The organism is Sphingopyxis sp. MC1 (assembly GCF_000371385.1).
In the GTDB taxonomy this organism is placed as follows: Bacteria; Pseudomonadota; Alphaproteobacteria; order Sphingomonadales; family Sphingomonadaceae; genus Sphingopyxis; species Sphingopyxis terrae.
On the sequence record NZ_AOUN01000003.1, the window covers coordinates 390,001 to 414,631 of the forward strand.

Annotated in this window: 22 protein-coding genes and 1 pseudogene (1 of these 23 cut by a window edge); 7 read left to right on the plus strand and 16 right to left on the minus strand. The window is 66.1% G+C overall.

Annotated elements, in window-relative coordinates; genetic code table 11:
* On the plus strand, nt 1-865 hold the 3' portion of the coding sequence (locus tag EBMC1_RS05690) for an oligosaccharide flippase family protein (protein WP_003041888.1). It extends 662 nt beyond the left edge of the window; the window shows 865 of its 1,527 coding nt (coding positions 663-1,527); its start codon lies off the left edge, out of view; the stop codon is at nt 863-865.
* A 15-nt stretch (nt 866-880) separates the two neighbouring features.
* Here the strand turns inward: EBMC1_RS05690 and EBMC1_RS05695 are convergent, their stop codons facing one another.
* Entirely contained in the window at nt 881-1,810 is a 930-nt protein-coding gene (locus tag EBMC1_RS05695) for a hypothetical protein (protein ID WP_003041891.1), read from the minus strand.
* Nucleotides 1,811-1,864: 54 nt separating this feature from the next.
* Nucleotides 1,865-2,290: a CBS domain-containing protein gene (locus tag EBMC1_RS05700; protein ID WP_003041892.1), complete on the minus strand. Its 426-nt coding sequence runs from the start codon at nt 2,288-2,290 to the stop codon at nt 1,865-1,867.
* A 132-nt stretch (nt 2,291-2,422) separates the two neighbouring features.
* Here EBMC1_RS05700 and EBMC1_RS05705 point away from each other — a divergent pair, with 132 nt between their 5' ends.
* Complete coding sequence (locus EBMC1_RS05705) at nt 2,423-2,725, plus strand: hypothetical protein (protein WP_003041895.1); 303 nt, start codon at nt 2,423-2,425, stop codon at nt 2,723-2,725.
* Nucleotides 2,722-3,099, plus strand: coding sequence for an acyl-CoA thioesterase (locus EBMC1_RS05710; RefSeq protein ID WP_003041896.1), 378 nt, complete (start codon nt 2,722-2,724; stop codon nt 3,097-3,099). The genes EBMC1_RS05705 and EBMC1_RS05710 overlap by 4 nt, the downstream gene beginning before the upstream one ends.
* A 6-nt stretch (nt 3,100-3,105) precedes the next feature.
* Here the strand turns inward: EBMC1_RS05710 and EBMC1_RS05715 are convergent, their stop codons facing one another.
* The 6 genes from EBMC1_RS05715 to hisS all read right to left on the minus strand — a co-directional run bounded on the left by EBMC1_RS05715 (nt 3,106) and on the right by hisS (nt 10,367).
* Nucleotides 3,106-4,689, minus strand: coding sequence for a DUF4139 domain-containing protein (locus EBMC1_RS05715; protein ID WP_003041898.1), 1,584 nt, complete (start codon nt 4,687-4,689; stop codon nt 3,106-3,108).
* An 8-nt stretch (nt 4,690-4,697) separates the two neighbouring features.
* Entirely contained in the window at nt 4,698-6,086 is a 1,389-nt protein-coding gene (locus EBMC1_RS05720) for a DUF4139 domain-containing protein (protein ID WP_003041901.1), read from the minus strand.
* 81 nt (nt 6,087-6,167) lie between these two features.
* Nucleotides 6,168-6,962 (minus strand): DUF4167 domain-containing protein, encoded by a 795-nt coding sequence (locus EBMC1_RS05725; protein WP_003041910.1) that lies wholly within the window; start codon nt 6,960-6,962, stop codon nt 6,168-6,170.
* Nucleotides 6,963-7,208: 246 nt separating this feature from the next.
* Nucleotides 7,209-8,057 carry a peptide chain release factor N(5)-glutamine methyltransferase gene (gene prmC / locus EBMC1_RS05730; protein ID WP_003041927.1) on the minus strand — a complete coding sequence of 283 codons (849 nt, stop codon included), beginning with the start codon at nt 8,055-8,057 and terminating at the stop codon, nt 7,209-7,211.
* Nucleotides 8,050-9,120 (minus strand): peptide chain release factor 1, encoded by a 1,071-nt coding sequence (gene prfA, locus EBMC1_RS05735; RefSeq protein WP_003041930.1) that lies wholly within the window; start codon nt 9,118-9,120, stop codon nt 8,050-8,052. Before prfA ends, prmC begins: the two co-directional genes overlap by 8 nt.
* Nucleotides 9,120-10,367 carry a histidine--tRNA ligase gene (hisS, locus tag EBMC1_RS05740; protein ID WP_003041933.1) on the minus strand — a complete coding sequence of 416 codons (1,248 nt, stop codon included), beginning with the start codon at nt 10,365-10,367 and terminating at the stop codon, nt 9,120-9,122. Before hisS ends, prfA begins: the two co-directional genes overlap by 1 nt.
* Before the next feature lie 96 nt (nt 10,368-10,463).
* Here hisS and EBMC1_RS05745 point away from each other — a divergent pair, with 96 nt between their 5' ends.
* Both EBMC1_RS05745 and ppa read left to right on the plus strand, forming a co-directional pair.
* Nucleotides 10,464-12,401 (plus strand): M61 family metallopeptidase, encoded by a 1,938-nt coding sequence (locus tag EBMC1_RS05745; protein WP_003041935.1) that lies wholly within the window; start codon nt 10,464-10,466, stop codon nt 12,399-12,401.
* A 94-nt stretch (nt 12,402-12,495) separates the two neighbouring features.
* Entirely contained in the window at nt 12,496-13,032 is a 537-nt protein-coding gene (ppa, locus tag EBMC1_RS05750; protein ID WP_003041938.1) for an inorganic diphosphatase, read from the plus strand.
* 19 nt (nt 13,033-13,051) lie between these two features.
* Here the strand turns inward: ppa and EBMC1_RS05755 are convergent, their stop codons facing one another.
* The 4 genes and pseudogenes from EBMC1_RS05755 to EBMC1_RS05770 form a co-directional block, all read right to left on the minus strand.
* Nucleotides 13,052-14,362 (minus strand): mechanosensitive ion channel family protein, encoded by a 1,311-nt coding sequence (locus tag EBMC1_RS05755; protein WP_040589480.1) that lies wholly within the window; start codon nt 14,360-14,362, stop codon nt 13,052-13,054.
* Nucleotides 14,359-15,576, minus strand: coding sequence for a cystathionine beta-lyase (gene metC / locus EBMC1_RS05760; protein WP_003041943.1), 1,218 nt, complete (start codon nt 15,574-15,576; stop codon nt 14,359-14,361). Before metC ends, EBMC1_RS05755 begins: the two co-directional genes overlap by 4 nt.
* 7 nt (nt 15,577-15,583) lie before the next feature.
* A pseudogene (locus EBMC1_RS05765) lies at nt 15,584-16,295 on the minus strand (sulfurtransferase).
* A gap of 209 nt (nt 16,296-16,504) precedes the next feature.
* Nucleotides 16,505-17,950 (minus strand): hypothetical protein, encoded by a 1,446-nt coding sequence (locus EBMC1_RS05770; protein ID WP_003041946.1) that lies wholly within the window; start codon nt 17,948-17,950, stop codon nt 16,505-16,507.
* Nucleotides 17,951-18,072: 122 nt separating this feature from the next.
* Between EBMC1_RS05770 and queF the strand changes: the two genes are divergently transcribed.
* Nucleotides 18,073-18,543, plus strand: coding sequence for a preQ(1) synthase (gene queF / locus EBMC1_RS05775; RefSeq protein ID WP_003041949.1), 471 nt, complete (start codon nt 18,073-18,075; stop codon nt 18,541-18,543).
* A gap of 104 nt (nt 18,544-18,647) precedes the next feature.
* Nucleotides 18,648-19,058: an acyl-CoA thioesterase gene (locus EBMC1_RS05780; RefSeq protein WP_003041952.1), complete on the plus strand. Its 411-nt coding sequence runs from the start codon at nt 18,648-18,650 to the stop codon at nt 19,056-19,058.
* A 175-nt stretch (nt 19,059-19,233) separates the two neighbouring features.
* Here EBMC1_RS05780 and EBMC1_RS05785 read toward each other — a convergent pair whose 3' ends face one another.
* From EBMC1_RS05785 to EBMC1_RS05800, 4 genes are all read right to left on the minus strand, one after another.
* Nucleotides 19,234-20,520, minus strand: a complete 1,287-nt coding sequence (locus EBMC1_RS05785; protein WP_040589483.1) for a cytochrome P450 — start codon at nt 20,518-20,520, stop codon at nt 19,234-19,236.
* Between the two features lie 68 nt (nt 20,521-20,588).
* A complete protein-coding gene (locus tag EBMC1_RS05790; RefSeq protein WP_040589484.1) occupies nt 20,589-21,041 on the minus strand; it encodes a hypothetical protein in 453 nt (150 codons plus the stop codon).
* On the minus strand, nt 21,038-22,633 hold the full coding sequence (locus tag EBMC1_RS05795; RefSeq protein ID WP_003041959.1) for a helicase HerA-like domain-containing protein: 1,596 nt from the start codon (nt 22,631-22,633) through the stop codon (nt 21,038-21,040). The genes EBMC1_RS05790 and EBMC1_RS05795 overlap by 4 nt, the downstream gene beginning before the upstream one ends.
* A gap of 153 nt (nt 22,634-22,786) precedes the next feature.
* A complete protein-coding gene (locus EBMC1_RS05800) occupies nt 22,787-24,631 on the minus strand; it encodes a M2 family metallopeptidase (RefSeq protein ID WP_003041962.1) in 1,845 nt (614 codons plus the stop codon).

A 24,631-nucleotide genomic window follows, 5' to 3' on the forward strand; every position in this document is an offset into this window, starting at 1 on the left:
ATGGATGCTGCCGTCGTTCGATTTTCGCGGCGCCGGCACGATCGCGCGCTATGGCGGGCTCGTCGCCATCGGCCAGTTCTTCGGCTTCATCCAGTCGCAGGCGGACATATTGGTCGCGGGGCGCTTGTTCGACGCGCATTTGGTCGGCGTTTACACGACCGCGCTGTTCCTGACGCAGATCTTCAATAACAAGATCATTCCGCCGCTCAACGAAGTCGCCTTCACCGCCTATTCGCGGCTGCGCGACGAGGCCGAGGGGCTGGCGCGCCCCTTCGCCCGGGCGGTGCGCGCGATCATGGCGGCGGCGATGCCCTTCTTTCTGGGCCTCGCGGTTGTCGCCGAACCACTTGTCCTCGTCCTGCTCGGCGACAAATGGGCCGGCGCCATTCCGCTGATTCGGCTGCTCGCGATCGCCATGCCCTTCTGGACCCTCTTCACCCTGCTGCAACCCGCGACCGATGCGATGGGCCGACCCGAGATCGCGCTGCGCAACGCCGCGATCGGCGCGCTCATCATGCCGGTCGCCTTTCTCGTTGGGGGCCATTGGGGAATCGCCGGGATCGCGGCAGCCTGGATCGCCGCCTATCCTGCGCTGTTCGCCTTCGCCGCGTGGCGATCGCTTCCGGTGATCGGGATGCGCGCGGACGCCCTGCTCGGCGCCATCCTGCCTTCGGTTCTCGTGGCCATCGCGATGGCAGCCACCGTGATGGTCGCCGGTCACCTGCTCGCCCCGGTTTCGATGGCGCCCCGCTTGGCGCTGCTCGTGGGAATCGGCGCGCTGACCTATGCGGGCGGGCTTATGCTCTTCGCGCGCGAGACGATTGGCGACTTGATCGCGATGGCGCGCTGCAATCCCGCGGCCTGACCCGGCGCCGCCGCGTCAGCGCGGCAGCATCGCGACGGCGCGTCGCGTCGCGTCGGCATAGGCGTCGCCGGTAAAGCGGTGCGTCCCGATGAAATGGATGAAGCGCGCATCGGGCGGCACGCCTTCGTTCCAGAAATTGATGTAGCGGTCATAGGGCAGCAAAAGCGGGTCGGGCTGATTCGCGATGACGAAGTTCGACGTCACCTGCTCGCTGCCCCATTGTGCCCAGCGTTCGGCACCGAGCAGCGCCGTCGCCTCGCGCGAAAAGGCTTCGGCGATTCGCCGTCCCTCGCCGCTCGGCGCGAAACCCGCGAACCCCGAACAGCCGCGCACATAGGCCGGCGCCGCCAGCTCGGGCAGATCGAGCCGGTCCATCCCCGATTCGATCGCCCCCTGCACATGCGCCGCGGGGTTGGTGAAGCGCTGCGATTCGAGCGCCTGCGCGGCGATCGTCGCCAGCGGCAGGATCTGCGACGCGGCCTCGCCCTTCAGCGTAAAGCTGCGCCCGGCATTGATCGCCGCGGCGACTTCGGGAAGCGGGCCGACCGTCACCGTGTCCGAATCGACCTGGATGACATAGGCGTCGGCGCGCAGATCAAGGATGGTCAGCAGCCGCTCCCACGTCCCGCCGCGCGGACATTCGCCGGTATCGACCGCCGCGATCGCCCGGATCTCGGGATCGCCGAGATGATAGGCGAGCAGCTTGCGGTCGGCATCGGTCAGCGTGCCGTCATCCAGAATCACGACACGGCCGCGCGGGACCTGGTGCCACAGCGATTTGATCGACACCAGATAGGGCAGCAGCACCCGCGTACCGATCATAGAGAAATAGATGACGCCGTCGTCGGCGGGCACAATGGGCCGCGCCTTGAGCACGCCGGCGGCCAGCCGCCGATGCGCCCATTGCTTGCGATGCCACTGGATCCGGTCGACGACGCGCTTCATAGGCTCCGCGTTACCGCCAACCGATTAATTTTCAATAGGAGGCAAAGCAGCGGGTCAGCCGGCGATATAGTCGCGCATCGCCGCCGCCTCGGCTTCGATCTTGTCGATTCGATATTTGACGAGGTCGCCGATCGACACGAATCCCACCAGGCGGCTGTCATCGACCACCGGCAAATGGCGAATCCGCTTTTGCGTCATCTGCGACAGCGCGCCGATCACCGCCATGTCCGGACCGCAGGTCACCGGCGATCGCGTCATCACCTCATCGAGTCGGCGGTCGAGCGCCTCGGGACCATAGGAAGCAACGAGGCGCACGAAATCGCGTTCGGAAAATATGCCGACCAGCGAATCGCCGTCGAGTACCGGCACCGCACCGATCCGATGCTGGGCAAGCAGATCGACGACCGCGCGCACCAAATCGTCGGTCCGCGCCGCGATCACCGCACCGCTCCGCCCCTGAAGAATCGCTCCGATCGTCATGCGCTGGCGCTCCTTTCCCGATTGTCCTGTCGTTGCCCGCACAGTCTATCATGATTCGCGGTGGGCGCGAAACGAACGGAACGCCGCCATTACCGCTTGACCTTGCCCGCGGCTTGGTTCATGGAGGCGCGCATGGTCAAACCTTCGCCACTCGACAATAGCGACACGTCGAAAGTCGCTTGGGCGCGCTATCGCCGGCTGATGCGCGGGATGAGCATCGTCTCGCTGCTCGCCGTCGTCGGCGCGCTGAGCTGGCTGCGTTTCACCATGGGCGAGGCGCTGACGATCCACATGATGATCGCGACCGCCGCGGGCGTCGGCCTGTCGGTCATGCTCGGCGCGGCACTGATGGGACTTGTCTTCCTGTCGAGCGGCAGCGGCCACGACGAATCGATCGACGACCCCTTCAAGGACGACCCGGACCTCAACCCATGACCGACAATCCCCGCGACCCCATATTGCGTGTCGTGCCGCAGCCGGCCGACATCAACAGCAACGGCCATATCTTCGGCGGCTGGGTGCTGGCGCAGATGGATATTGCGGGCGGCATTGTCGCCGCGCGAATCGCGCAGGGTCCGACCGCGACGGTGGCGATCGAGGCGATGGAATTCATCGCGCCGATCCTGCTGCGCGACATCATCTCGGTCTATGCCCATCTCGAACGGCGCGGCCGCACCTCGATGGGCATCCGGATCGAGGTGATCGCGACCCGCGGCCGCGGCGAAGAGCAGGTAAAGGTCACCGAAGGACTATTCACCTTCGTCGCACTCGACGAGAATCACCGGCCGCGCCCGCTGCCGCCGGCCTGATCGGCCTCAACCGCCCTTGCGGTTTTCGCGAAAGCTTTGTTCGATGCGGTCGTTCGCAGGAACGCGGACGCGCCAGACCCAGCTGTTGCCGCGCCGCTCCCATCCTTCGGGTGCGGGGTCGATGGCAAAGGGGATGAGCAATTCCACCTCCGCGTCGGTCGGGCGCGCGTTGGTCAGCGTCACCTGCCACAGCCGGTGGTCGGCATCCGAATCGGGGAGGACAGCGGCGCGATACTGGACCGCAGGACTCGCCCCCAGATCATAATCGACGCGCTCACCCTCCGCCTTGTCACCGATTTTCGCTTCGCCGACCAGCAACGGCTCGCCCGCCACCGTTTCAAAGATCATCGCCGCCCCGGCAGGAAGCGCGAGGCCAAGCCCGTCCGCCTTGCGATTCTGCACCCGCAGCCGCGTCGTCAGCGGCTGGGGTCGCCCATTGCCATAATTATAGAGCGACCCCGCATAGAGCTGTTCGGCCGCAACCCCGCCCCGCGCGAGCAGCGCCACCTGCTTCTGCCCCTTTGCCGCGACATCGACGCGAAAGGGGATGCGATAGAATTTGAGGTCGCCAAGATCCTCGGGGGGCGGAGGTGGAGGCGGCGGCGGGGGAGGCGGGGCCGCCGGAGCGGGCGGGGCGCGCAGGTCCGCGCCCCGGCGCCGGGCGGTCACGACAACCTCCTGCACCGCATCGGCGGCGTAATTTTCATACTCGTCGATCGGCGGCAGCTCCCAATAGGGGTGCGTACTCGTGACATCCATCGGCCAGCATTTGAGCACCAGCGGCCCCGGCGTGCTGCGCGGCAGCGGGGGGCTGTACATCTTGTTGAGCCGTCCCGCGATGACGTTGAGTTGGGCATTGGGAAAACTCGTCACGCCGCCATTGGCGACCGTGACCCAGCCCGTGAGGTCGAGCGTCTTGCCGTCGGCACCGCGATTCGCGACATAATTGGCTGCCCAGTCGAACCCTTCGGCCAGATAGAGGAGCTGGATGGTGACGGTGCGCGCCGCCGTGCTTTCGACAAGCACCGACAGCGTCGGGCGCGGCGACAGATCCTTGGGGACGCGCGGATAGAGCATGCGTTCGGGCAGGCCCGAACAGCCGAGCGCTTCGATCCCGTTCGCGGTTTCCACGATGACCCCGCCATTCGGCCCGGCCTGGATCACCGCCTCCTGCTCCACCGCCTTGCCGGTCTTCAGATTGGTGCGGCGAAGCGTCACGCTGCGCTTCAGATAGGCGTCGACCAGCCCGGCGGGGGAAAGCAGGCGGGAATCGCGGTTCTTTTCGATTACCCCGTCGGGAAGCCCGCTGACCACCGCGGTTTCGGGGAGCAGTCCTTCGGCCACGCCTTCGAACCGCACCACCGACACCCCGGCGGGCAGCGTCACGCGTCGGCTTTCGGTGATGAAGGCAAAGCCGCGCGGCCAGCGCGGATCGATCGGCCCGCTACCGCGATTCGGCGCACGATAGACGGTGACCGCGACATCCTGCGCCGCCGCCGAAACGACGATCGGCCGCTCGGTCTGCGCAAGCGCCGGCGGCGGCGCCAACAGCGCCGCGGCCCAGATCAACAGCGGCCAGCCGCGCGCCACGCCGCGGCTCAATAGCGGGTGTCGAAAGTGACGGTGACGTCGGCCTTGCCGTTGGCGGGGACCGGCACCTGCCATTCGACGCGGTCGGCGGAGACGCGTTCGCTCTTCAGGCTTTCGTCGACGATCCGCACATCGCCCCACAGCCCGTCCTGCGCCAGTTGGACCGTGATCGGACCCGGCCGCGCGTTGCTGAGAGTGTATTTCATCTTCGTCACCCAGCGCGAATCGCCCTTGCGCGTGCGCGAGACGATGGTGGGCAGCACCTTCACATCGAACGCATCGCCAGTGCGCAGCGACATCGCCGAACCCATCGGGGTATGGTCGATGCGATTTTCGCCGATGAATTGCGGATCGCCGCGCGCGTCGCGCATGTAGACGCGGATCGTTCCGGCGGGCAGCTGGTCGCCGAGCCCGCCCTGGCGCGAGGTCGAAAAGCGCAGCACACTCGCCGCGCTGACCGGATCGTTGCTGCTGCCGAGCCAGCGATTGGTGAACTCATAGGTCGATTTCGCCGGCGCCCCCTTCACGTCGAGGAAGCTGACCTGTTTCTGCTGCGCATTGGCGATCGTGGTGCGTGCGGGCAGCGGATAGAGATAATAGTCGCCCAGCCGCTCGCGGTCGTTCGATTCGGTGCCCGCGCTGTCCATCGTCCCGGCAAGCCGGGTGAAGCCGCCACCGCCGCCATTGGGATTGCCCGCCACCAAAAGGGTGTGCGCATTGGTGAAGGTCGTACCGGTCGTGTTGGTCAGCGTCACCCAGCCCTGAAGGTCCATCGCGCCCTTCGCCGCGTCGAACAGCGCGACATAATCGGCGGTCCAGCCCAGATTGGGCGTCAGATAGGAAAGCCGAGCCGGCACCGCGCCCGCTTCGGCAGCGTCGACCGTCACCGACAGCGTCGGCCGCGCGCGCAAATTGGGCGGCAGGCGGTCGAACACGGTGCGCACCGGCAGGCCGTCGTCGCGCAGCACCTCGATCCGGTCGCCGATCTGCAGCACGATGCCGCCGTTCGCCGCGAGCACCTTGGCCCGCTCGCTCTTTTCGGCGCCGGTCGCGGGATTGGTGCGGACCAGCGTCACCGACTGGCCGATCGCCTTGTCCATCAGCTTGTCGGGGGTGAGCAGGTCGAAATCGAAATTCTGCTCGACGATCGAGAGCCCGGCGCCCGAGAGCGTCACCGTCTCGGGCCGGATGCGCGCCGATACGTCGGGAAATTCGATCCGGTTGCGGCCGCGCGCGACCGAGAGCTGGCGCGCATCCTGCACCAGCGACTGACCATTATTATAGATGGTGACCGCAACATCGCCCTGCGCGGTGGCAGGGTCGCCGTCCTGCGCCAGGGCCGGATATGCAAGGCCGGCGAGCATCACCGGACCCAAAGCCAAGACCAACCGGCGCATCGATATTCTCCCCCAGCCATCGCGAACGATGGCGGGAGGCTAGGTCATGTCGCCGGTAAAAACCAGTGCGAAATCGCGGGCTTATTCGGCCGCTTCGACCCCGGTGTCGCGCGCGGCGAGCGTGCGGCGGGTGCGGCGCGCCTTCGGCGCAGGCGCATCGGCGTCGGCGGTTTCGGCCTCGGCGGCGCGTTCGCTGCGCCCGATTGCGGGGGGTAGCGCGGCGCTGTCGATGCTGCTGCTGTCTTCGGCAGCGGCCTCGGGCCGGGCGCGGCGCGGGCCGCGGCGGCGCGGCGCCGGTGCAGCCTCTTCGGTCGCTTCGGCTTCGGTCGTGCTTTCGCCATCGCCACCGGCGTCGTCATCGCCGCGTGCCGCATCGCGATTGTTGCGACGGTTGCCCCGGTCGTTGCCCCGGTCGTTGCCGCGATCATTATTGCGGTCGCGATCGCGGCGGTTGCCGCGATTGTCGTCGCTCTGGCGCTCGCGGCTGTCACCCTGATCGCCGTCGCCGTCATTGCCGTCGCTATCGAGATCGGTGTCATCGTGCGCGTCGAAATCCTCGACGCCGCGGATTTCACGCTGGCGATCGTTGCGATCCGACGGGCCGCCGTTCCGTTCTTCCTGGCGGGCGCGGAAATCGCTGTGCACGCGGAAATAATGGTCGGCAAACTGAAGATAATATTCGGTCTGGACACGGTCGCCCGAAAGCTGGGCGTCGCGCGCGAGATTTTTGTATTTCTCGATCATCTGCGCCGCGTTGCCGCGCGCCCGGCTGTCGATACGATTGGCCTGGTCGACACCGCCGCGGCCGCCACCCGACTGCGAACGGTTGTTGTTATTGTTGCGGCCGCGACGGCGACCGCTCTGCCGGTTGTTCATGTTCAACTGAGACATCCTGATAAGCTGATAAGCTACGCCAACCCCTTTTGGCCGACCGCGCCATTTGCGCGCCGCGCCCGCGCTTGCCGCGCGGTTTTTGCCCTTACCGCCTGCGCCGGGCCAAGGCCCCGCACCAGCATCGCAAGTGGGAAGCAGACCGGCCGGACCAATGAAGGTTCCCGCTCGGGTCTGTAGGCCGCCCCTACAGGGCTTTGCGGCGGAAACCAAGCAAATTCTTGCGCTGCATCATTCGGGCCGGGTCAGCACCAGAGCCCGATCGCGGCCGCCGAGGTCGCGGCGACAGGCGACGGCGAAACCCGCCGCCTCGGCCAGTTCCGACACCGATATGCGTTGCGTGTGCCCGATTTCAAGGATCGTGGCCCCGCCCGGAGCGAGCAGCCGCGGCAGATCGGGAATGATCCGGCGATAGTCGTTGAGCCCGTCGGCACCCGCAAACAGCGCCTCGGCGGGTTCATGATCGGCAACGTCGGACATCAGCGCCTCGTCGTCGGCGATATAGGGCGGATTGCACAATATGAGGTCGAACGCGCCGTCGAGCCCCGCCGCCCAGTCGCCGGAGCAGAAGCTTGCCCGCGGCGCGACGCCCAGCGCTTCCGCATTGTCGCGGGCATAGGCAAGCGCCTGTTCGGACGCATCGACGCCCAGCCCGGTCGCGCCCCGAAAGACGTCGAGCGCCGCGAGCAGCAGCGTTCCCGGACCGGTGCCGAGATCGAGAATGGCGCGCGGCCAGCCCGCCCCACGCTCGCGCGCAATGTCGATGGCGACCTCGATCAGCGTTTCGCTGTCGGGCCGCGGAATCAGCACGCCGGGCCCCACTTCGACGCGGATCGTCCAGAAATCGCGATAGCCGACAATATAGGCGATCGGCTCGTTACCCATGCGCCGCGCGACCAGCTGCACGAAACTCTCGGGCACCTCATAGCGCGAAGAATCGAGCAACAGGGCCTGGCGGTCGATCCCGAGCGCATGCGCCATCAGCAATTCGGCATCGAGCCGGGGCGTGTCGCTCGTCGCCGACAGGAGATTGGTCGCGGTGCGGAGATTATTGTCCACCTCGCCGCGCCGGTCAGCCATCGGCGAGCCCCGCCAGCCGCTGCGCCTGATCCTCGGCGATCAGCGCGTCGATCAGTTCGTCCATCTGCCCTTCCAATATCTCGGGCAGACGGTGGAGCGTCAGGTTGATGCGGTGATCGGTGACGCGGCCTTGCGGGAAATTATAGGTGCGGATGCGCTCCGACCGGTCGCCCGACCCGACCATCGACTTGCGCGCCGACGCCTCGGCGCTGTGGATCTTCTCGCGCTCCAGATCATAGAGCCGCGCACGCAGCACCTGCATCGCCTTGGCGCGATTCTTGTGCTGGCTGCGCTGGTCCTGCTGGATCACGACGAGCCCGGTCGGAATATGTGTGATGCGGATCGCCGAATCGGTCGTGTTGACGTGCTGTCCGCCCGCGCCCGACGCTCGGTAGATATCGATCTTGAGGTCGTTGTCGTTGATCGCGACGTCGACCTCTTCGGCCTCGGGCAGCACCGCGACGGTCGCAGCGCTCGTGTGGATGCGTCCGCCGCTTTCGGTGACGGGGACGCGCTGGACGCGGTGGACGCCGCTTTCGAACTTGAGCTTCGCGAAGACGCCCTGCCCGCTGACCGACGCGACGACTTCCTTGTAGCCGCCGACCTCGGCCTCGTTGGCCGAGATGATTTCGACCTTCCAGCCCTGGCTGTCGGCATAGCGGCTGTACATGCGCAAAAGGTCGCCCGCGAACAGCGCTGCTTCGTCGCCGCCGGTGCCGGCGCGGATTTCGAGCATCGCGGCGCGTTCGTCGGCAACATCCTTGGGTAGCAGCTTGATGGCAAGATCATGCTCGGCGGCGGGCAGCGCTTCCTCGACCGCCGCGATCTCCTCGGCGGCCATCGCCTTCATCTCGGGATCGGCGAGCATTTCGGTGAGCAACACCAGCTCACCGCGCAGCCGCGTCACTTCGGCCGCTGCCTTGGCGACCGGTTCAAGCTCGGCAAATTCCTTCGACGCCGCGACAAAATCAGCGGGCGCCATATCGCCCGTCGCCATGCGAGCCTGCAGCGCGGCATGCCGTTCGATGATCGCGTCGATCTGCTTGGCGGAAACGGTGGTCATCAGAGCGCGCGGACGAGCGCCTCGATCGCGCGCGCGCGTTCTCCGTCGCCGCGCACGTTGGCGTGCGGCGAACCGTCGCGCGCGCCGATGGACACCAGCGCTCGCGCCGGAATTTTTGTCGCCTTGTCGAAACGCTTGCGCGGCGACCCGGTCGCCACAATTTCGGTTGCAAAGCCTCCGGTACGAAGCGCCGCAAGAGCCCGCATTGCAAGCGCAAGCTGGCCATCGTCCTCGACCGCAATCACCGCGTCGAGTCGCGTGTCGATCACATCGTCGCCAAGCAACATCGCTAACCGCTCGATCCCCGCCGCCCAGCCGACGGCTGCGGTCGGCGGGCCGCCGAGTGCTTCGATCAGCCCGTCATAGCGGCCGCCGCCGAGCACCGTGCCCTGCGCGCCCAGCCGGTCGGTGACGAATTCAAACGCGGTGTGGCGATAATAGTCGAGCCCGCGCACCAGCCGCGCGTTGCGTTCCCACGCGACGCCCGCAGCGTCGAGCCCGGCGGTTACGGCGCCGAAGAAATCCTGAGCCTCGCTCGTCAGAAATGCGTCGATATCGGGCGCGCTGTCGGCGACCGGGCGGTCGCGCGGATCCTTGCTGTCCAAGATCCGCAGCGGATTCTTGTCGAGCCGCGCCAGGCTGTCTTCGGACAGATCGGCGCGATGGCCCATGAAATGCTCGACCAGCGCCGAGCGCCAGGCATCGCGGCTCGCCGCATCGCCGAGCGTGTTGAGCGTCAGCGTCACGCCTTCGGCGACGCCAAGCTCCTTCAGAAGCTGGTCGGCGAACACCAGCAGTTCGGCATCGGCGAGCGGGCTGTCGCTGCCGATCACTTCGGCGTCGAGCTGGTGAAACTGGCGGTAGCGACCCTTCTGCGGGCGCTCGTACCGGAACAGCGGCCCGTGCGTCGCAACCTTCAGCGGCGCGAACTGCTGCCAGCCATTGGTGATATAAGCGCGCGCGATGCCGGCGGTGAATTCGGGGCGCAGCGTGATCGATTCGCCGCCGCGATCCTCGAACGAATACATTTCCTTCGACACGACGTCGGTCGTTTCGCCGAGCGAGCGGGCGAACACCGCGGTCGGCTCGATCACCGGCACCTCGACGCGCTTGAAACCATAGAGGCGGCGCACCCGGTCGAACGCGTCGACGACATGCGCAAAGCGGTCGGCGAAATCGCCGAGCATGTCCTGGGTGCCGCGCACCGGTTGGGGGACGCTGATCTTTGCGTTTTTGTCCTTGCTCATGCGCCGCGCGTCTAATCTTTTTTCGTCGAAAGGCAAAGCGCGCTTGCGCAAGCCCGCGCTGGACGGCGGCGGCAATTGGCGGCAGAGTCGCTGCCCATGAAAAAAGCACCGTTCGTCGCCGCCGCGCTGATTGCGGCCCCCGCCCTGTTCGCATCCGCCACCGCTGCCCAGGATGCCAACAGCCGCCCGCAGCCAGTGGTGCAGCCGCACGTAATCCCGCTGCCCGCGGACAAGCCCTATCCCGGCACGATGCTGCTCAAGGTCGACGCGACCGACTTCGCGCGCGGCATCTATCGCGTGCGCCAGACGATTCCGGTGCCGCGTGCGGGCAAATTCACCCTGCTCTATCCGCAATGGCTTCCCGGCAAGCATGCGCCGCGCGGCGCGATTGCCGAAATCGCCGGGTTCAAGGCAAGCGCCGGCGGCAAGCCGCTCGGCTGGACGCGGCAGCCGACCGACGTCTACGCCTTCGACATCGACGTGCCCGCCGGCACCAAGAGCATCGATATCGCCTTCGATTTCCTGTCGCCAACGCGCAGCAGCGAAGGCCGGGTCGTGGTGACTCCGACGATGATGAACCTGCAATGGGAACAGGTCAGCATGTACCCCGCGGGCTATTTCACCCGCCAGATTCCGGTCCAGCTCGACCTGACGCTTCCCGAGGGCTGGACCGGCTCCGCCGCGCTCGACGGGCTCAAGATTTCGGGCAACCGTTACAGCTATGCGCCGACGAGCTATGAAACGCTGATCGACAGCCCGATGTTTGCGGGGCGCTATTTCCGCAAATGGGATCTGGGTCAGAATGTCACGCTGAACGTCGTCGCCGACGAGGCCAAATATCTCGACGCGACGCCCGACCAGATCGCGCGCCACGCGGCGCTGGTGTCGGAAACGCTGGCGCTGTTCGGGACGAAGCATTTCGACCGCTACGAATTTCTGCTCGCCCTGACCGACGAGCTGGGCGGCATTGGCCTCGAGCATCATCGCAGCAGCGAGAACAGCCGCGGCACCGACTATTTCACCAAATGGGATGATGGCGATTCGGATCGCGGGCTGCTGCCGCACGAATTCGTGCATAGCTGGAACGGCAAATATCGCCGCCCCGACAAATTATGGACCCCCGACTATCGCACCCCGATGCAGGGCAATCTGCTGTGGGTCTATGAAGGGCAGACGAGCTTCTGGGATCTGGTCCTCGCCGGCCGGTCGGGGATGCAGTCGAAGGACACGATCCTTGGCGAATGGGCGAGCAACGCCGCCTTCTACAGCGTCCAGCCGGGTCGCGCATGGCGATCGGTCGAGGATACGACGCTCGATCCGGTGATCGCGGCGCGCAAGCCGCGCCCCTTCCCCAGCGCGACGCGCACCGAGGATTATTACAACGAAGGCTCGCTTGTCTGGCTCGAGGCCGACATGCTGATCCGCGGCGCGACCAACAATGCCAAGAGCCTCGACGATTTCGCGCGCGGCTTCTTCGGCGGCCGCGACGGCGACTGGGGCGAGGTTACCTATAATTTTGCCGATGTCGTCGCGGCGCTCAACGCCGTCTATCCCTATGACTGGGACAAGTTCCTGCGCACGCGGCTTCAGGAGCCCGGCCAGCCGGCGCCCATCGGCGGTATCGAGAAGGCGGGCTATCGCCTTGTCTGGCGCGATGCCCCCAATGCCTATGACCGGGCGCGGATGGCGCGGGCGAAGAATTTCGACCTCACCCATTCGCTGGGCATGACCGTGGACAAGGACGGCGTCGCCGGCAGTATCCTGTGGGACGGCCCCGCCTTTCGCGCCGACATCATCAACGGCACCAAAATCCTGGCGGTCGACGGCATGGCCTATAACCGCGAGCGGCTGGAGGCGGCGATCCGTGCCGCCGCCGACGGCAAGACGCCGGTTCGGCTGCTCGTCGAACGCGGCGGCCGCTACCGGACGGTCGAGATCGACTATCATGGCGGGCTGCGCTGGCCGCACCTCGAAAAGGTCGGCACGGGCCCCGACTGGTTCGACCAGCTGCTCGCGCCCAAACGCGCGCTCTGATCGCGCCGGCCTATCTTTGGTCGTAATGGCCTCGACTTTCGGCGCCCACGGGCGCTAAAGGCGCGCGCAAATCACGAAACAAGGAAACTCTCCCATGCGCATCGACCTGATCCCCGCCGGCGACAGTCCGCCCGACAGCCTGAACGTGCTGATCGAGGTGCCGATCGGCGGCGAGCCGGTGAAATATGAATTCGACAAGGCTTCGGGCGCGCTGTTCGTCGATCGCTTCCTGCACACGCCGATGCGCTATCCCGCCAATTACGGCTTCATTCCGCATACGCTGGGCGAAGACGGCGATCCGCTCGATGCCTTGGTGGTTGCGCGGTCGCCGGTCGTTGCCGGTGCGGTCGTCAAATGCCGCCCGATCGGCGTCCTCAAGATGGAAGACGATGGCGGCGGCGACGAAAAGCTTCTGTGCGTGCCGGTCAATTCGACCTTCCCTTATTATGCGAACGTCGCAAGCTACTCCGACATGCCGCCGATCGTGCTGCAGCAGATCGAGCATTTCTTTGCCCACTACAAGGATCTCGAACCCGGCAAATGGGTGAAGCTCGGTGGCTGGGGCGACGTCGACGAAGCCAAGGCGATCATTCTTCAGGGAATCGAACGCGCCAAGGCCAAAGGATTCTAGACTCGCGCGGCGGTATCGCTCAGTCCGGCTTTCGGGACGCCCGCTTCGGCTTTGCCGCAGCGGGCGTTTTTTCGGGCAGCGAGCGGACATGGACGTCGCGCTGTGGAAAGGGAATTTCGATTCCCGCCGCCTTGAACTTGTCCCAGATGCGCAAAAAGACGTCGCCCTGGATATTGCCGAGCCCGCCTTCGGGGTCCGAAATCCACAGTCGCAGCTCATGGTTGACCGCACTGTCGCCGAAGCCGGTGATCCAGCACACCGGGGCGGGTTTTTTGAGAACGCGCGGCGCTTCGTCAGCCGCCTCGAGCATCAACCGCTGCGCCAGCCGCAGATCGCTGTCATAGCTGACGCCGACCGCCATCTTGATTCGCACTTCGCGGCTCGAATAACTCCAGTTCTCGACCCGCTCGGTCATCAGCAGCTCGTTCGGAATCAGATGTTCCTTGCCGTCGCGCGTGATGACCGACACCGCGCGCACCCCGATCTTGTTCACCCGTCCCACCGCATCGGCGACGACGATGACGTCGCCCGGCTTGATCGACCGGTCCATCAGCAGGATGATCCCGGCGATCAGATTGCCGAACGTCTTTTGCAGGCCGAAACCGACCGCCAGCCCGAGCGCGCCCGAAAAGACCGCAAAGGCGGTCAGGTCGATGCCGAGCAGGTCGATGCCGACGAAGAAGGCGGCGATGACGATCACGACGCTCGCGATCTTTTCGACCAGCAATTGCTGCGTGGGATCAAGGTCAGGACCGCCGCGCACGACGCGCCGCACGACCCGGTTGGCGATTCGCACCAGCAGGAACAGCACCAGCGCCGTCAGCGCGATATTGATGAGCGACAGCAGCGAAACATGCATGCGCCCGGCGCTGAAGCCGATCGCATCGAGCCGGTCCTGCAGGGTCGCCAGTCCGCCGACGACATGCGACAACAGCGCCACGAAAAGCCCCGCCGCCAGCATCAGCGCCGGTACGCGGCCCAGCCCGACACCCAGCACCAGATTGCGCGCCGTCGCCGCGGCCGAGAAAGCGAGCACCAGCCCGAGCAGCAGCGCGGGATAGGGCGTCCAGGCCCAGACGCTCCAGCCAATTCCGGCGATCAGAAGCGCGACCAGCCAGCCGAGAATCGCGGGCGCTCGTTCGGTCAGCGGCCCGCGCGAATGGAGTTCGCGGCCATGGAGCCAGTCGGCCAGCCGCGGCCCGAGCCGGACCTTCAGCGTCCAGCCAACGATCAACGCGGCCCCGGCGATCATCGCGGCGACGCCGAGCTCGGCCAACTGGGCCTCCGCCATGCGCGGCAAGCCCAGCCGGACGAGCAGCGCGTCCATCATGATGCGCCCCCGAGCGCCGCGAATCCGCGTTCGAGATCGGCGATCAGGTCGGCCGGATCCTCGAGTCCGATCGACAGGCGGATGAGCGCATCGGGGTCGGTCCAGTCGGTCGCGGTGCGAATCGTCCGCGGATCGCTCGGCACCACCAGGCTTTCGAAGCCGCCCCAGCTGAAACCGATGCCGAACAGGGTGAGCGCGTCGATAAAGCGCGCGCGTGCAGCATCGTCGGCGCCTTTCAGCGTAAAGCCGAACAGGCCGCTCGCTCCCGAAAAATCGCGCGTCCAAAGCGCATGGCCCGGATCGTCCGCCAGCGCCGGGTAGAGAACCCGCCCGACCTCGGGCCGCGCCGCAAGCCATCGCGCCACCGCAAGCGCATTGGCGCCGTGTCGCTCCAGCCGCACATCCAGCGTGCGCAGCCCGCGCAGCATCAGCGCGCAATCGTCGGGCGATACCGCATGGCCGAGCTGATAGGTCGCCTGCCGCAGCCGCGGCCAGAGGCTGCGCGTCGCGGTGAGCGAGCCCATCATCGCGTCTGAATGACCGCCAACATATTTGGTCAGGCTCATCATCGTCACGTCGATGCCATGCGCGATCGCCGGAAAGAGCAGCGGGGTCGCCCAGGTGTTGTCGAGCATCGTCACGATGCCGTGTTCACGGGCAATGCGCGCGATCGCGGGTACATCCTGCACCTCGAAGGTCAGGCTGCCCGGCGATTCGAGGAAGATCAGCCGCGTTTCGGGTTCGATCAGATCGGCGATGCGCGCGCCGACGCACGGATCATAATAGCTGGTCCGCACCCCGAACCGCGCGAGCATGCCGTCGCAAAAGCTGCGCGTCGGTTCATAGGCGCTGTCGACCATCAGCAGATGATCGCCCGGCGCGAGCAGCGCGAGCAGCCCCGCCGATATCGCTGCAACGCCCGAAGGATAGAGCAGCGTGCCCTCCGCACCCGGTTCGAGTTCGGTCAGCGCGTCGGCTAGCGCCCACACCGTCGGCGTACCGCGGCGGCCGTAATAGAGCTTGTCGTGCGTCGCATGGCCGCGCGCCTTCAGATCGGCGATGCTGTCGTATAGGATCGTCGAGGCACGCCAGACCGGCGGATTGACGATCCCCCCGCCAAGCCGCGGGTCGCCCGTCCATTCGGGCCGCCGCCCGCCCTGGACGAGCTTCGTCGCGGGGCGGCGTCGATCATCCTTGTCCGCCGGGCCGGCCACCGCCCGGTCAGGCCGCGCCGGTCGCTTTCGGGGTCGCCGCGTCGGCGCCCCATTCGCTCCAGCTGCCGTCATAAACGGCGACATCATCCTTGCCGAGCAGATGCGCGCCAAAGGCAAGGACGGTCGCAGTCATGCCGCTGCCGCAAGTTGCGACGAGCGGCTTGTCGAGATCGATCCCGGCGGCATCGAAAGCCGCCTTCAGCGCATCGCCCTGCTTCCACGTGCCATCGTCATTGAACAGCTGGCCGTGCGGCAGGCTGCGCGAACCGGGGATATGTCCCGGTGCCATGCCCGGACGCGGATCGCGTTCCTCGCCCGTGAAGCGCGCCGCCGGGCGCGCGTCGACGACCTGTTCGGTGCCGCCATCGACATTGGCGAGCATCTGATCCTTGGTGCGGACGGCCTTCGCGTCACCAGGCGCGCGCCGCGCTCTTGAGCGGGCTGTCGTCATAGATCACGATCCGGCTGCCGTCGCCGAGGCCGAGCGACTGCATGCGGCTTGCGAATTTTTCGGGCGGCGGTGCCATATTTTCGACCGCGCTCGTCGTGTCGGCCAATTCGGTCAGGTCCATGAACACCGCGCCGGGGATATGGCCGGCTTCATATTCGGCGCGCGCGTCGCGGTCGGTTCCCGCCATGAATTTCGTCGCATCGACAACCCGCAGGTCCGATGCCCCCAGTTCGCGTTCCAGCCATTCGGTAGAAACCAAGGCGTCCATGTCATGCTCCTGTTACGACCGGGCGGTGGACCTTCTATCCATTCCCTCCGCCGGCCATCCTGCTGTGGCTCTTAATCTTTCCGGGGAACATCAGCCTATGCCCCCACCTGCGCTTTTTCAAGCGCAGTGGCGCTCTGCCCCAGTCAATGCTGCGCCGCAACACAAAAGCGGAGGTAAAGCGGAGCGTGGCGCCCGCGCGACGCGGGGAATCACTGCATCCGGCGCACGGCGGTCGTGCGTGCACCGGGGCGGTCAATGACCAGCATCGGGCGATCGAAGGGCAGCGGCGCCAGCTTGTCGCTGCCGCTGGTCCCCTGTTCGCGGCCGAGCACGAAACTGCCGGCATTCTGGCCAAAAGCCTCGCCCGGGCCATCCCAATGATAGGTGACGTCTAGCGCGATGACCGGGATGAGCATCGGGCGGCCGCCGATCACCAGCGGCTCGACGATCGCGCGCGGCAACATCACCTCGGTCGTCAGCGCCTCGCCCGCGCCCGCCGCCAATGTCATATCGTCGCGCAGCACGCTGCCCCCCGCGCCGTCGAAAAAGCGCGCGAGCACCGCTTCGGGCATCGCCGACGCCTGATGGAGCGCAATACGGACGAGCAGACCGGTGGCGTCGAGCAGCCCCTCGTTGAGCAGGTTGAGCGTGAAGGACACGACCAGATGTTCGGACGTCAGGCGAATGTCGCGTACCTCGAACGCCATCGACACCTGCGCGCGCCGTTCTGCCGCGGGGCGCGTGACGAGCGGGGAGGGAACGGGCGGCGAGGCAATTGGAAGCGGCGTCGGCCGGAATTGCGGCTGGGGCGCACGATCCGGTTGCGGCGCGGGTTGCGGTGCCGGAGGAGCAGGCCGCGGTGCTGGCTGCGGCGTGGCGGCGCGCGGCGCAGGAACGGCGGCACGCGGTGCGGGCGGCGGCGAGGGCTGATCATAATCGGCCGGGGCGTCAGCGGCGGGCGCCGGACGGCGGCGCCAATACCATAGCCCCGCCCCGGCAGCGGCGAGCCCCGCGAGCAGCCAGGCCCAGATCGGCACCGCGCCCTTGTCGATCGGCGCCGCCGGACCGGCCGCCTCGTCCGACGGCTGCACCGGCGCGTCGAGCGTGCCCGCCGCGCTCGTCGGATCGCTGGTGAAGCCCGGCAGCGTGGCGGCATCGTCGGACGGCGGGGTCGCAGCGGGCGCGTCCTGCGACGCGGTCGGTGCCGGGGTCGGCGCGGGCGTCCGCGTCGCGGAAGGCGGGCGCGTCGATGCCGCGGCGGGCGTATCGCGGCGCGTCGGGGTGGGCGCGGGGGTCGGCGCGGGCGTAGTCGCGGTCGGACGCTGGGTCGTCGGCGCGGTCGCAGGGCGCGTCGGGACGACCACGGTCGGCGCAGGCGCAGGCGTCGGTGCCGGAGTCCCGCGGCGCTCGCCCGGCGCAAGCGGCGGAATACCATTGTCCGCCGGACCTTGCATCCCCGTGGTGCGGCCATCGTTGGTCGACGGCAGGCGGAAGGTCGACGGACTGGTGGCCGATGGCGCCGGGGTCGGGGCGGGCGTTTCGTCCTGTTGCGCCAGCGCCGGCGTCGCCGCCGCGCCCGCAATCAACACCGCCGCCAGCGCGGCGGTCGATAGCCGCGCCATCTTCGCTGTCCGCCCGAAACTCCGCTTCGTCATGATGTTATGCGATCCCGAAAACTCTGTGTGGCCTGCGCCTTGCGTACCGCACGGGCGCTTCGCGCCGCCATCCCGTCCCGATCGACGGTGACATCGGCTGCGCGCCGCACTAGACGAAAGCCATGAGTGATTCCAGCCATACGCCGCTTCAGCCCAAACATCTTGGCCAATCGAGTGAACTGCCTGCCTCGCCCGAGGCGGCATCGCTCGACTATGTACCCAATCCGCGCCCCGGCGAGCTGTATCTCGTGCGCTTTGCCGCGCCCGAATTCACCTCGCTCTGCCCCGTCACGGGGCAGCCCGACTTTGCGCATCTGGTGATCGACTATGCGCCGGGCGAAACGATCGTCGAATCGAAAAGCCTCAAGCTGTTCCTGGGCTCCTTCCGCAATCATGCGGGCTTTCACGAAGACTGCACCGTCGGTATCGGCCGCCGCCTGTTCGACGAGATGCAGCCGCAATGGCTGCGCATCGGCGGCTATTGGTATCCGCGCGGCGGCATTCCCATCGACGTTTTCTGGCAATCGGGCCCGCCGCCCGAGGGTCTGTGGCTGCCCGATCAGGGGGTCGCCCCCTATCGCGGCCGCGGCTGAGTGCATTCTTCGCCGCCGTCGAAGATGGCCCTTCCCGAGACCGGACCAGAAAAGAATCGGATTTCATCTTTCCGTCACGAATTGTTGACACTAGTGTCAACGATATGAGCAGCGCTGCGCTTCCCCACGACCATGACATCACCGTCGGCCCCGACGTCATCGACTTCATGGGCCACGTCAACAACGCCCATTATCTGAGCTGGGTGCAGGATGCCGTCCTGTCGCACTGGCGCAAGATCGCGCCGCCCGAGGCGGTTGCCCAGCATCTGTGGGTCGCGCTGAAGCATGAAATCACTTATCGCCGCCCCGCCTTTCTGGACGATGAGGTCATCGCGACGGTGATCCTGGAAAAGGTCCAGGGCGCGCGCGCCTTTTACGAAACGATCATTAAGCGCGGCGAAGAGGTGCTTGCCGAAGTCAAATCGAGCTGGTGCTGCATCGACGCCGAAACCCTGCGCCCCGCGCGCCTTGCCAGCGACGTGATCGCACGCTTCTTTCCGGGCGAGAGGGTTTAGGGCAGCGTCTTTGCGACAGCTTCGTGTTCCCCGGCGAAAGCCGGGGTCCAGAGCGTCGAACGCCGACGTTGGAACTCTAAAGCCCTGGACCCCGGCTTTCGCCGGGGAACACAATACCGTCGCGGGACTCTCATTCCTTCGGTGAACCTGGCAAACTTCGGTCGCTTGCAGCTCCCTACGCCGCTTCGAACCGGATCGGCAGGCGCTTCAAGCCGCCGACGAACACCGACTCGACGCGCGCCGGCTCGCCAGCGAGTTCCAGCTTTTTCAGGCGCGGCAGCAATTCTTCCATCATGATCCGCATTTCCATGCGCGCCAGATGCTGGCCGAGGCACACATGCGCGCCGAAACCGAAGGCGATCTGCTGGTTCTTCGCGCGGTCGGGGTCGAATGCAAAGGCGTCGCCGAACACCGCCTCGTCGCGATTGGCCGAAACATAGTTGAGCATCAGCCAGTCGCCTTCGCGGATCTGCTGCCCGCCGATCTCGACATCGGCCCGTGCGGTGCGCATGAAATGCTGCACCGGCGTCGTCCAGCGGATCGCCTCTTCGATCAGCCCCGCCTTGTCGCTGTCGGCGGCGCGAAAGCGTTCGAAAAGCGCCGGATTCTTTGCCAGCTCCATGATCGCGCCGGCGGTCGACGCACTCGTCGTGTCGTGCCCTGCCGTCGCGATGATCATATAATAGCCCGCAAGTTCGCGGTCGGGAATCTGGCCGCCATCGATCGTCGCATTGGCGATCACCGTCGCAATATCCTGACGCGGATTGGCGCGGCGGTCGGCGGTCAGTTCGCGGAAGTAATTTTCGAAATCGGCGATGACATAGTGGAGCATCGCGATCGCCTGTTCGGCGCTGGTGATCGCCTCGCGGCTGCGGTTGAGGTCGGGGTCGGTCGATCCGAACAATTGCTGGGTCAGCATCAGCATCCGCGGCTCGTCTTCCGGCGGCACGCCCAATATGTCCATCACGACATGCAGCGGATAATGCGCCGCGACGTCGCGCGCGAAATCGCATTCGCCCCCGGTCGCGAGCAATTTGTCGACCGTCTCGCGCGCGATCTGACGGATGCGGTCTTCGACCTGCTTCAGATTCTTGGGCATGAACCAGCTCTGCGTCAGCAGCCGGTATTTCATATGGTCGGGCGCATCCATCTGGACGAGCGAGCGGATCAGATGCCCATCATTGCCCGGCGTCGCGGCACGGGCGAGCGCCTCGCCATCGCGATTGGTGAGCACGGTCGGGCGCACCGCATTGGCAAAACGCTGCGGATCGCGGCCGATCGCCATGACGTCGGCGTGCCGCGTCACCAGCCAGAAGGGATCATGGTCCGGGTTCTCGGCCACCGCGAGCGGCGCATTGGCGCGCGCCCAGGCAAGCTGTTGGTGCAAGCCATCCCATGTCCCGTAAGCGACGGGATCGACGACGGCGGCGGCTACCTCTCCAGGCAATATAGGTTTTGTCATGCAACCAAATTGCCCGAAGCCTTGGCCGCTGTCGAGATGCAATAAAGCGCGCCGCGCGCTGGCTTGGGTCAGCCAGCTGCCCGGCGGCGCACCTCGGGAAGCGCCGCCTGCCATTCGGCGAGCGCGCGGTGGATCATCGCCTTGAGCGCCGCGGCCTGACGGCGCCACGCGGCGTCGCAATCCGCGTCCCATGCGGCGCCCGCCGCCACAGCAAGCGCATCGACCGCCATATCGACGAAGGCGTCATATTCGGCCGCCGTCAGCGTCCCATAGTTGCGATGCGTTACCACCAGTTCGGCAATCTGCGGCCAGACCCAGCCCTCACCCTGCGCCAGCCCGAACATCGCCTGCAACGTCTCGTCGGTCATGCGCCGCGACGCGGCGTCGAGGTTCAGGAAGGCCGCACGGCGATGTGGAAAGGCCGCAAGAAAGCGATCGAACAGCGCATGGCGGATGTCGATGCCTGCGTCGGCAACGGCAAGCAGCGCCGCCTCCATCCGCGCGGCATCCCTGGCGGTCATTTGAACAGGCTGCCCAATATGCCGCGCATCAACTGGCCGCCGAACTTGCCCGCGACCTGCCGGCCGAGGCTCGTCGCGGCGGAGCGTGCCGCCGATTGCATCATCTTTTCGGCCATGCTCGGCTTTGCCGCCTCGCGCGCCGCGGCGCGTTCCTGTTGCAGGCGGACGCGCTCGTCGGCGGCCTTGCGCTTGGCCTCTTCCTTCGCTGCGATTGCCGCCGCTTTGTCGGCTTCCTCCTGCGCCTTGGCTTCAGCAGCGGCCGCCTGCGCCTGCTCGGCCTTGGCGGCGAGCAGTTCTTCGGCGCTTTCACGATTGACCAGCGTGTCATATTTGCCCGCGACCGGCGAGATCGACTGGATGATCGCACGCTCCTTGGGGTCGAGCGGACCGGCGCGCGAGCAGGGCGGCTTGATCAGCGTGCGCTCGACCGGAGAGGGCGCGCCGTCGGGCATCAGCAGCGAGACCAGCGCCTCGCCGACCTTGAGCTCGGTGATCTCGCGCGCGACGTCGACCTTCGGATTGGGACGAAAGGTGTCGGCCGCCGCCTTCACCGCCTTCTGGTCGCGCGGGGTAAAGGCGCGCAGCGCGTGCTGCACACGATTGCCGAGCTGCCCCGCGACCTCTTCGGGCACGTCGATCGGATTCTGCGTCACGAAATAGACGCCGACGCCCTTCGAGCGGATCAGGCGCACGACCTGTTCGATCTTGTCGACGAGCGCGGGCGGCGCGTCGTCGAACAGCAGATGCGCCTCGTCGAAGAAGAAGACGAGCTTCGGCTTGTCGGGGTCGCCGATTTCGGGAAGCGTCTCGAACATCTCGGACAGCAGCCAGAGCAGGAAGGTCGCATAAAGCTTCGGACTGGCCATCAGCTTGTCGGCGGCAAGGATGTTCACATAGCCGCGGCCCTTGTCGTCGCACTGGATCATATCCATGATGTCGAGCGCGGGTTCACCGAAGAAATGGTCGCCGCCCTGGCTTTGCAGCGACAAAAGCTGGCGCTGGATCGTCCCCACCGTCGCTTTGGTCACATTGCCATATCTGGTCGACAGATCGCCGGCATTTTCGGCGCACCAGGCGAGCATCGCCTGCAAATCGCCCATATCGAGCAGCAGCAGATTCTGTTCGTCAGCGACGCGGAAGGCGATCGACAAGACCCCTTCCTGCACCTCGTTGAGATCCATCAGCCGCGCGAGCAGCAGCGGCCCCATCTCGGAAATTGTGGTGCGAATGGGATGGCCCTGTTCGCCGAACAGATCCCAGAAGATCGCCGGATTGTCGTGATAGGCCCAGTCGCTGTCGCCGATTTCGGCCGCGCGCTTGGCAAAGACCTCGTGCAGTTTCGACGTCGGACTGCCCGCCATCGCGAGCCCCGAAAGGTCGCCCTTCACGTCGGCGACGAAGACCGGCACGCCGACCGCCGAAAAGCCCTCGGCCAGTCCCTGCAGCGTCACCGTCTTGCCGGTCCCGGTCGCGCCCGCGATCAGCCCGTGGCGGTTCGCGCGCTTCAGCACCAGCGACTGGCGCGGCCCGTCGGGCGCACCGCCTCCGCCCAAGCCGATGTAGATTTCGGTCGCTTCGCTGCCGTCGCTCACTGCTGCATTCCTCCGCTATGGGCACCCGACCAAGAGCCTAGAACGGCGCAGGAAATCAGGCAATCGGCAAAGCGGCGGCGGCCCGTACCCGGCCGACATGCAAAGGGACCGGAAAGATGGCTTTCCGGTCCCTTGCTTGCGGTTCCGCGTGCCTTACCAGCCCGACGGCTTGCCCTTATTCTGTTCGTCGAGCCATTTCTTGAGCGGCGCGAAATATTCCATCATCGCCTTGCCCGACATGTCGCGGCTGCCGGTGAAGACCTCGAGCGCGTCAGGCCAGGGCTTGGAGGCGCCCATTTCGAGCATCGCGTTCAGCTTCTGCCCCACCTCCTTGTTGCCATAGAAGGAGCAACGGTGGAGCGGGCCCTTCCATCCCGCCTGCTTGCACGCCGCCTGATAGAATTGGAACTGCAGCACGCGCGCCAGGAAATAGCGGGTGTAGGGCGTGTTGCCGGGGATATGATATTTGGCGCCCGGGTCAAACGCGGTGTCGGGGCGCGCGACCGGCGGCGTGATGCCCTGATATTGCAGGCGAAGCTGGGTCCAGGCCTTGTTGTAATCGGCGGGCTTGATCGACCCGTCGAACACGCCCCAGCGCCAGCGGTCGACGAGCAGGCCGAAGGGCAGGAAGGCGACCTTGTCCATCGCCTGACGCAGCAGCAAGCCGATATCCTTGTCGGCGCTCGGCACCTTCGCCTTGTCGAGCAGGCCGATGTCGACCAGATATTGCGGGGTGATCGACAGCGCGATGAAGTCGCCGATCGCTTCGTGGAAGCCATCGTTGGCGCCGTTCAGATAGAGGAACGGCTGCTTGTTATAGGCGCGCTGATAATAGTTGTGGCCAAGCTCGTGGTGGATGGTGACGAAATCGTCGCTGTTCACCTTGATGCACATCTTGATGCGGATGTCGTCCTTGTTGTCGACGTCCCAGGCCGAGGCATGGCACACGACTTCGCGGTCGGCGGGCTTCAGGAACTGGCTGCGCTTCCAGAAGGTGTCGGGCAGCTTCGCGAAGCCGAGCGAGGAATAGAAATTCTCGCCCGCCTTGACCATGTCGAGCGGCGCCTTGCCCTTTTCCTTGAGCAGATCGCCGATGTCGTAACCCAGGTCACCCGATCCCGGCGGCGCGACGAGCGGGTAGATATTGCCCCATTCCTGCGCCCACATATTGCCGAGCAGGTCGGCGCGGATCGGGCCGGTTTTTGGCTGCACCGCATCGCCATATTTCTCGTTGAGTTTCCAGCGGACATAGGTGTGAAGCGCCATGTAAAGCGGCTTCACTTCCTGCCACAATCGCTCGGTCGTCTTGGCGAAATCCTCGGGCGACATGTCATAGCCCGACCGCCACATCGCGCCGGTGTCGGCAAAGCCGAGTTCCTTTGCGCCTTCGTTGGCGATCGTGACCATGCGCGCATAATCATCCTTCATCGGGGCGCCGACATTGTCGTGCCAGCTCGTCCACATTTCGGCGAATTCGGCGGGCGTGTGCTGAAGATTGCCCATCTCCGCCTCGATATCCGAGCCCGAGATTTCCTTGCCGTCGAGCGTGCCGCGGCCCTTGCCATATTGCGATTGGAGGTCGGTCGCGATCGTGTTGAGCTCGGTCGCGGCGCCAGGCTTCGTCGGCGCGGGAAGGACAAGGCCGGTGCGCAAGATGTCGAGCTTGCGCTTCGTATCGGCGCTGAGCCCCGGCACATCCATATATTTCGCGGCTTCGAGTGCATATTTGACCGACTTTTCGGTCCCCACGGCATTGATCCTCGCGGCCATCGCGTCGGTGTCGTCGGTGATGTAGGTGGCGTTGACCCAGTTCACCTGGCTCGCCTCGACCGTATAGTCGAACAGATCCTTCTCGACGGCGGCGATGAAGGCATCGGCGTCGGCCGCGGTCGGCGTGGCGGCGGGGGCCGCGGTCGCGGCGGCATTGTCCTGCGCATATGCCGGTGCGGCGAGCGCGAGCGACAGGGCAAGCGACATAGTCGAAATCATTGCTTTCAT

Bases quoted from the DNA above. Each gene is read 5' to 3' on its own strand.
- EBMC1_RS05770 (WP_003041946.1), bottom strand. From the start codon at position 17,950: ATGACGAAGCGGAGTTTCGGGCGGACAGCGAAGATGGCGCGGCTATCG.
- EBMC1_RS05695 (WP_003041891.1), bottom strand. From the start codon at position 1,810: ATGAAGCGCGTCGTCGACCGGATCCAGTGGCATCGCAAGCAATGGGCG.
- ppa (WP_003041938.1), top strand. From the start codon at position 12,496: ATGCGCATCGACCTGATCCCCGCCGGCGACAGTCCGCCCGACAGCCTG.
- prmC (WP_003041927.1), bottom strand. From the start codon at position 8,057: ATGGCTGACCGGCGCGGCGAGGTGGACAATAATCTCCGCACCGCGACC.
- EBMC1_RS05725 (WP_003041910.1), bottom strand. From the start codon at position 6,962: ATGAACAACCGGCAGAGCGGTCGCCGTCGCGGCCGCAACAATAACAAC.
- EBMC1_RS05745 (WP_003041935.1), top strand. From the start codon at position 10,464: ATGAAAAAAGCACCGTTCGTCGCCGCCGCGCTGATTGCGGCCCCCGCC.
- queF (WP_003041949.1), top strand. From the start codon at position 18,073: ATGAGTGATTCCAGCCATACGCCGCTTCAGCCCAAACATCTTGGCCAA.
- EBMC1_RS05710 (WP_003041896.1), top strand. From the start codon at position 2,722: ATGACCGACAATCCCCGCGACCCCATATTGCGTGTCGTGCCGCAGCCG.
- EBMC1_RS05755 (WP_040589480.1), bottom strand. From the start codon at position 14,362: ATGATGGACGCGCTGCTCGTCCGGCTGGGCTTGCCGCGCATGGCGGAG.
- EBMC1_RS05790 (WP_040589484.1), bottom strand. From the start codon at position 21,041: ATGACCGCCAGGGATGCCGCGCGGATGGAGGCGGCGCTGCTTGCCGTT.
- EBMC1_RS05705 (WP_003041895.1), top strand. From the start codon at position 2,423: ATGGTCAAACCTTCGCCACTCGACAATAGCGACACGTCGAAAGTCGCT.
- EBMC1_RS05800 (WP_003041962.1), bottom strand. From the start codon at position 24,631: ATGAAAGCAATGATTTCGACTATGTCGCTTGCCCTGTCGCTCGCGCTC.
- EBMC1_RS05700 (WP_003041892.1), bottom strand. From the start codon at position 2,290: ATGACGATCGGAGCGATTCTTCAGGGGCGGAGCGGTGCGGTGATCGCG.
- hisS (WP_003041933.1), bottom strand. From the start codon at position 10,367: ATGAGCAAGGACAAAAACGCAAAGATCAGCGTCCCCCAACCGGTGCGC.
- EBMC1_RS05785 (WP_040589483.1), bottom strand. From the start codon at position 20,520: ATGACAAAACCTATATTGCCTGGAGAGGTAGCCGCCGCCGTCGTCGAT.
- EBMC1_RS05780 (WP_003041952.1), top strand. From the start codon at position 18,648: ATGAGCAGCGCTGCGCTTCCCCACGACCATGACATCACCGTCGGCCCC.
- prfA (WP_003041930.1), bottom strand. From the start codon at position 9,120: ATGACCACCGTTTCCGCCAAGCAGATCGACGCGATCATCGAACGGCAT.
- EBMC1_RS05720 (WP_003041901.1), bottom strand. From the start codon at position 6,086: ATGCGCCGGTTGGTCTTGGCTTTGGGTCCGGTGATGCTCGCCGGCCTT.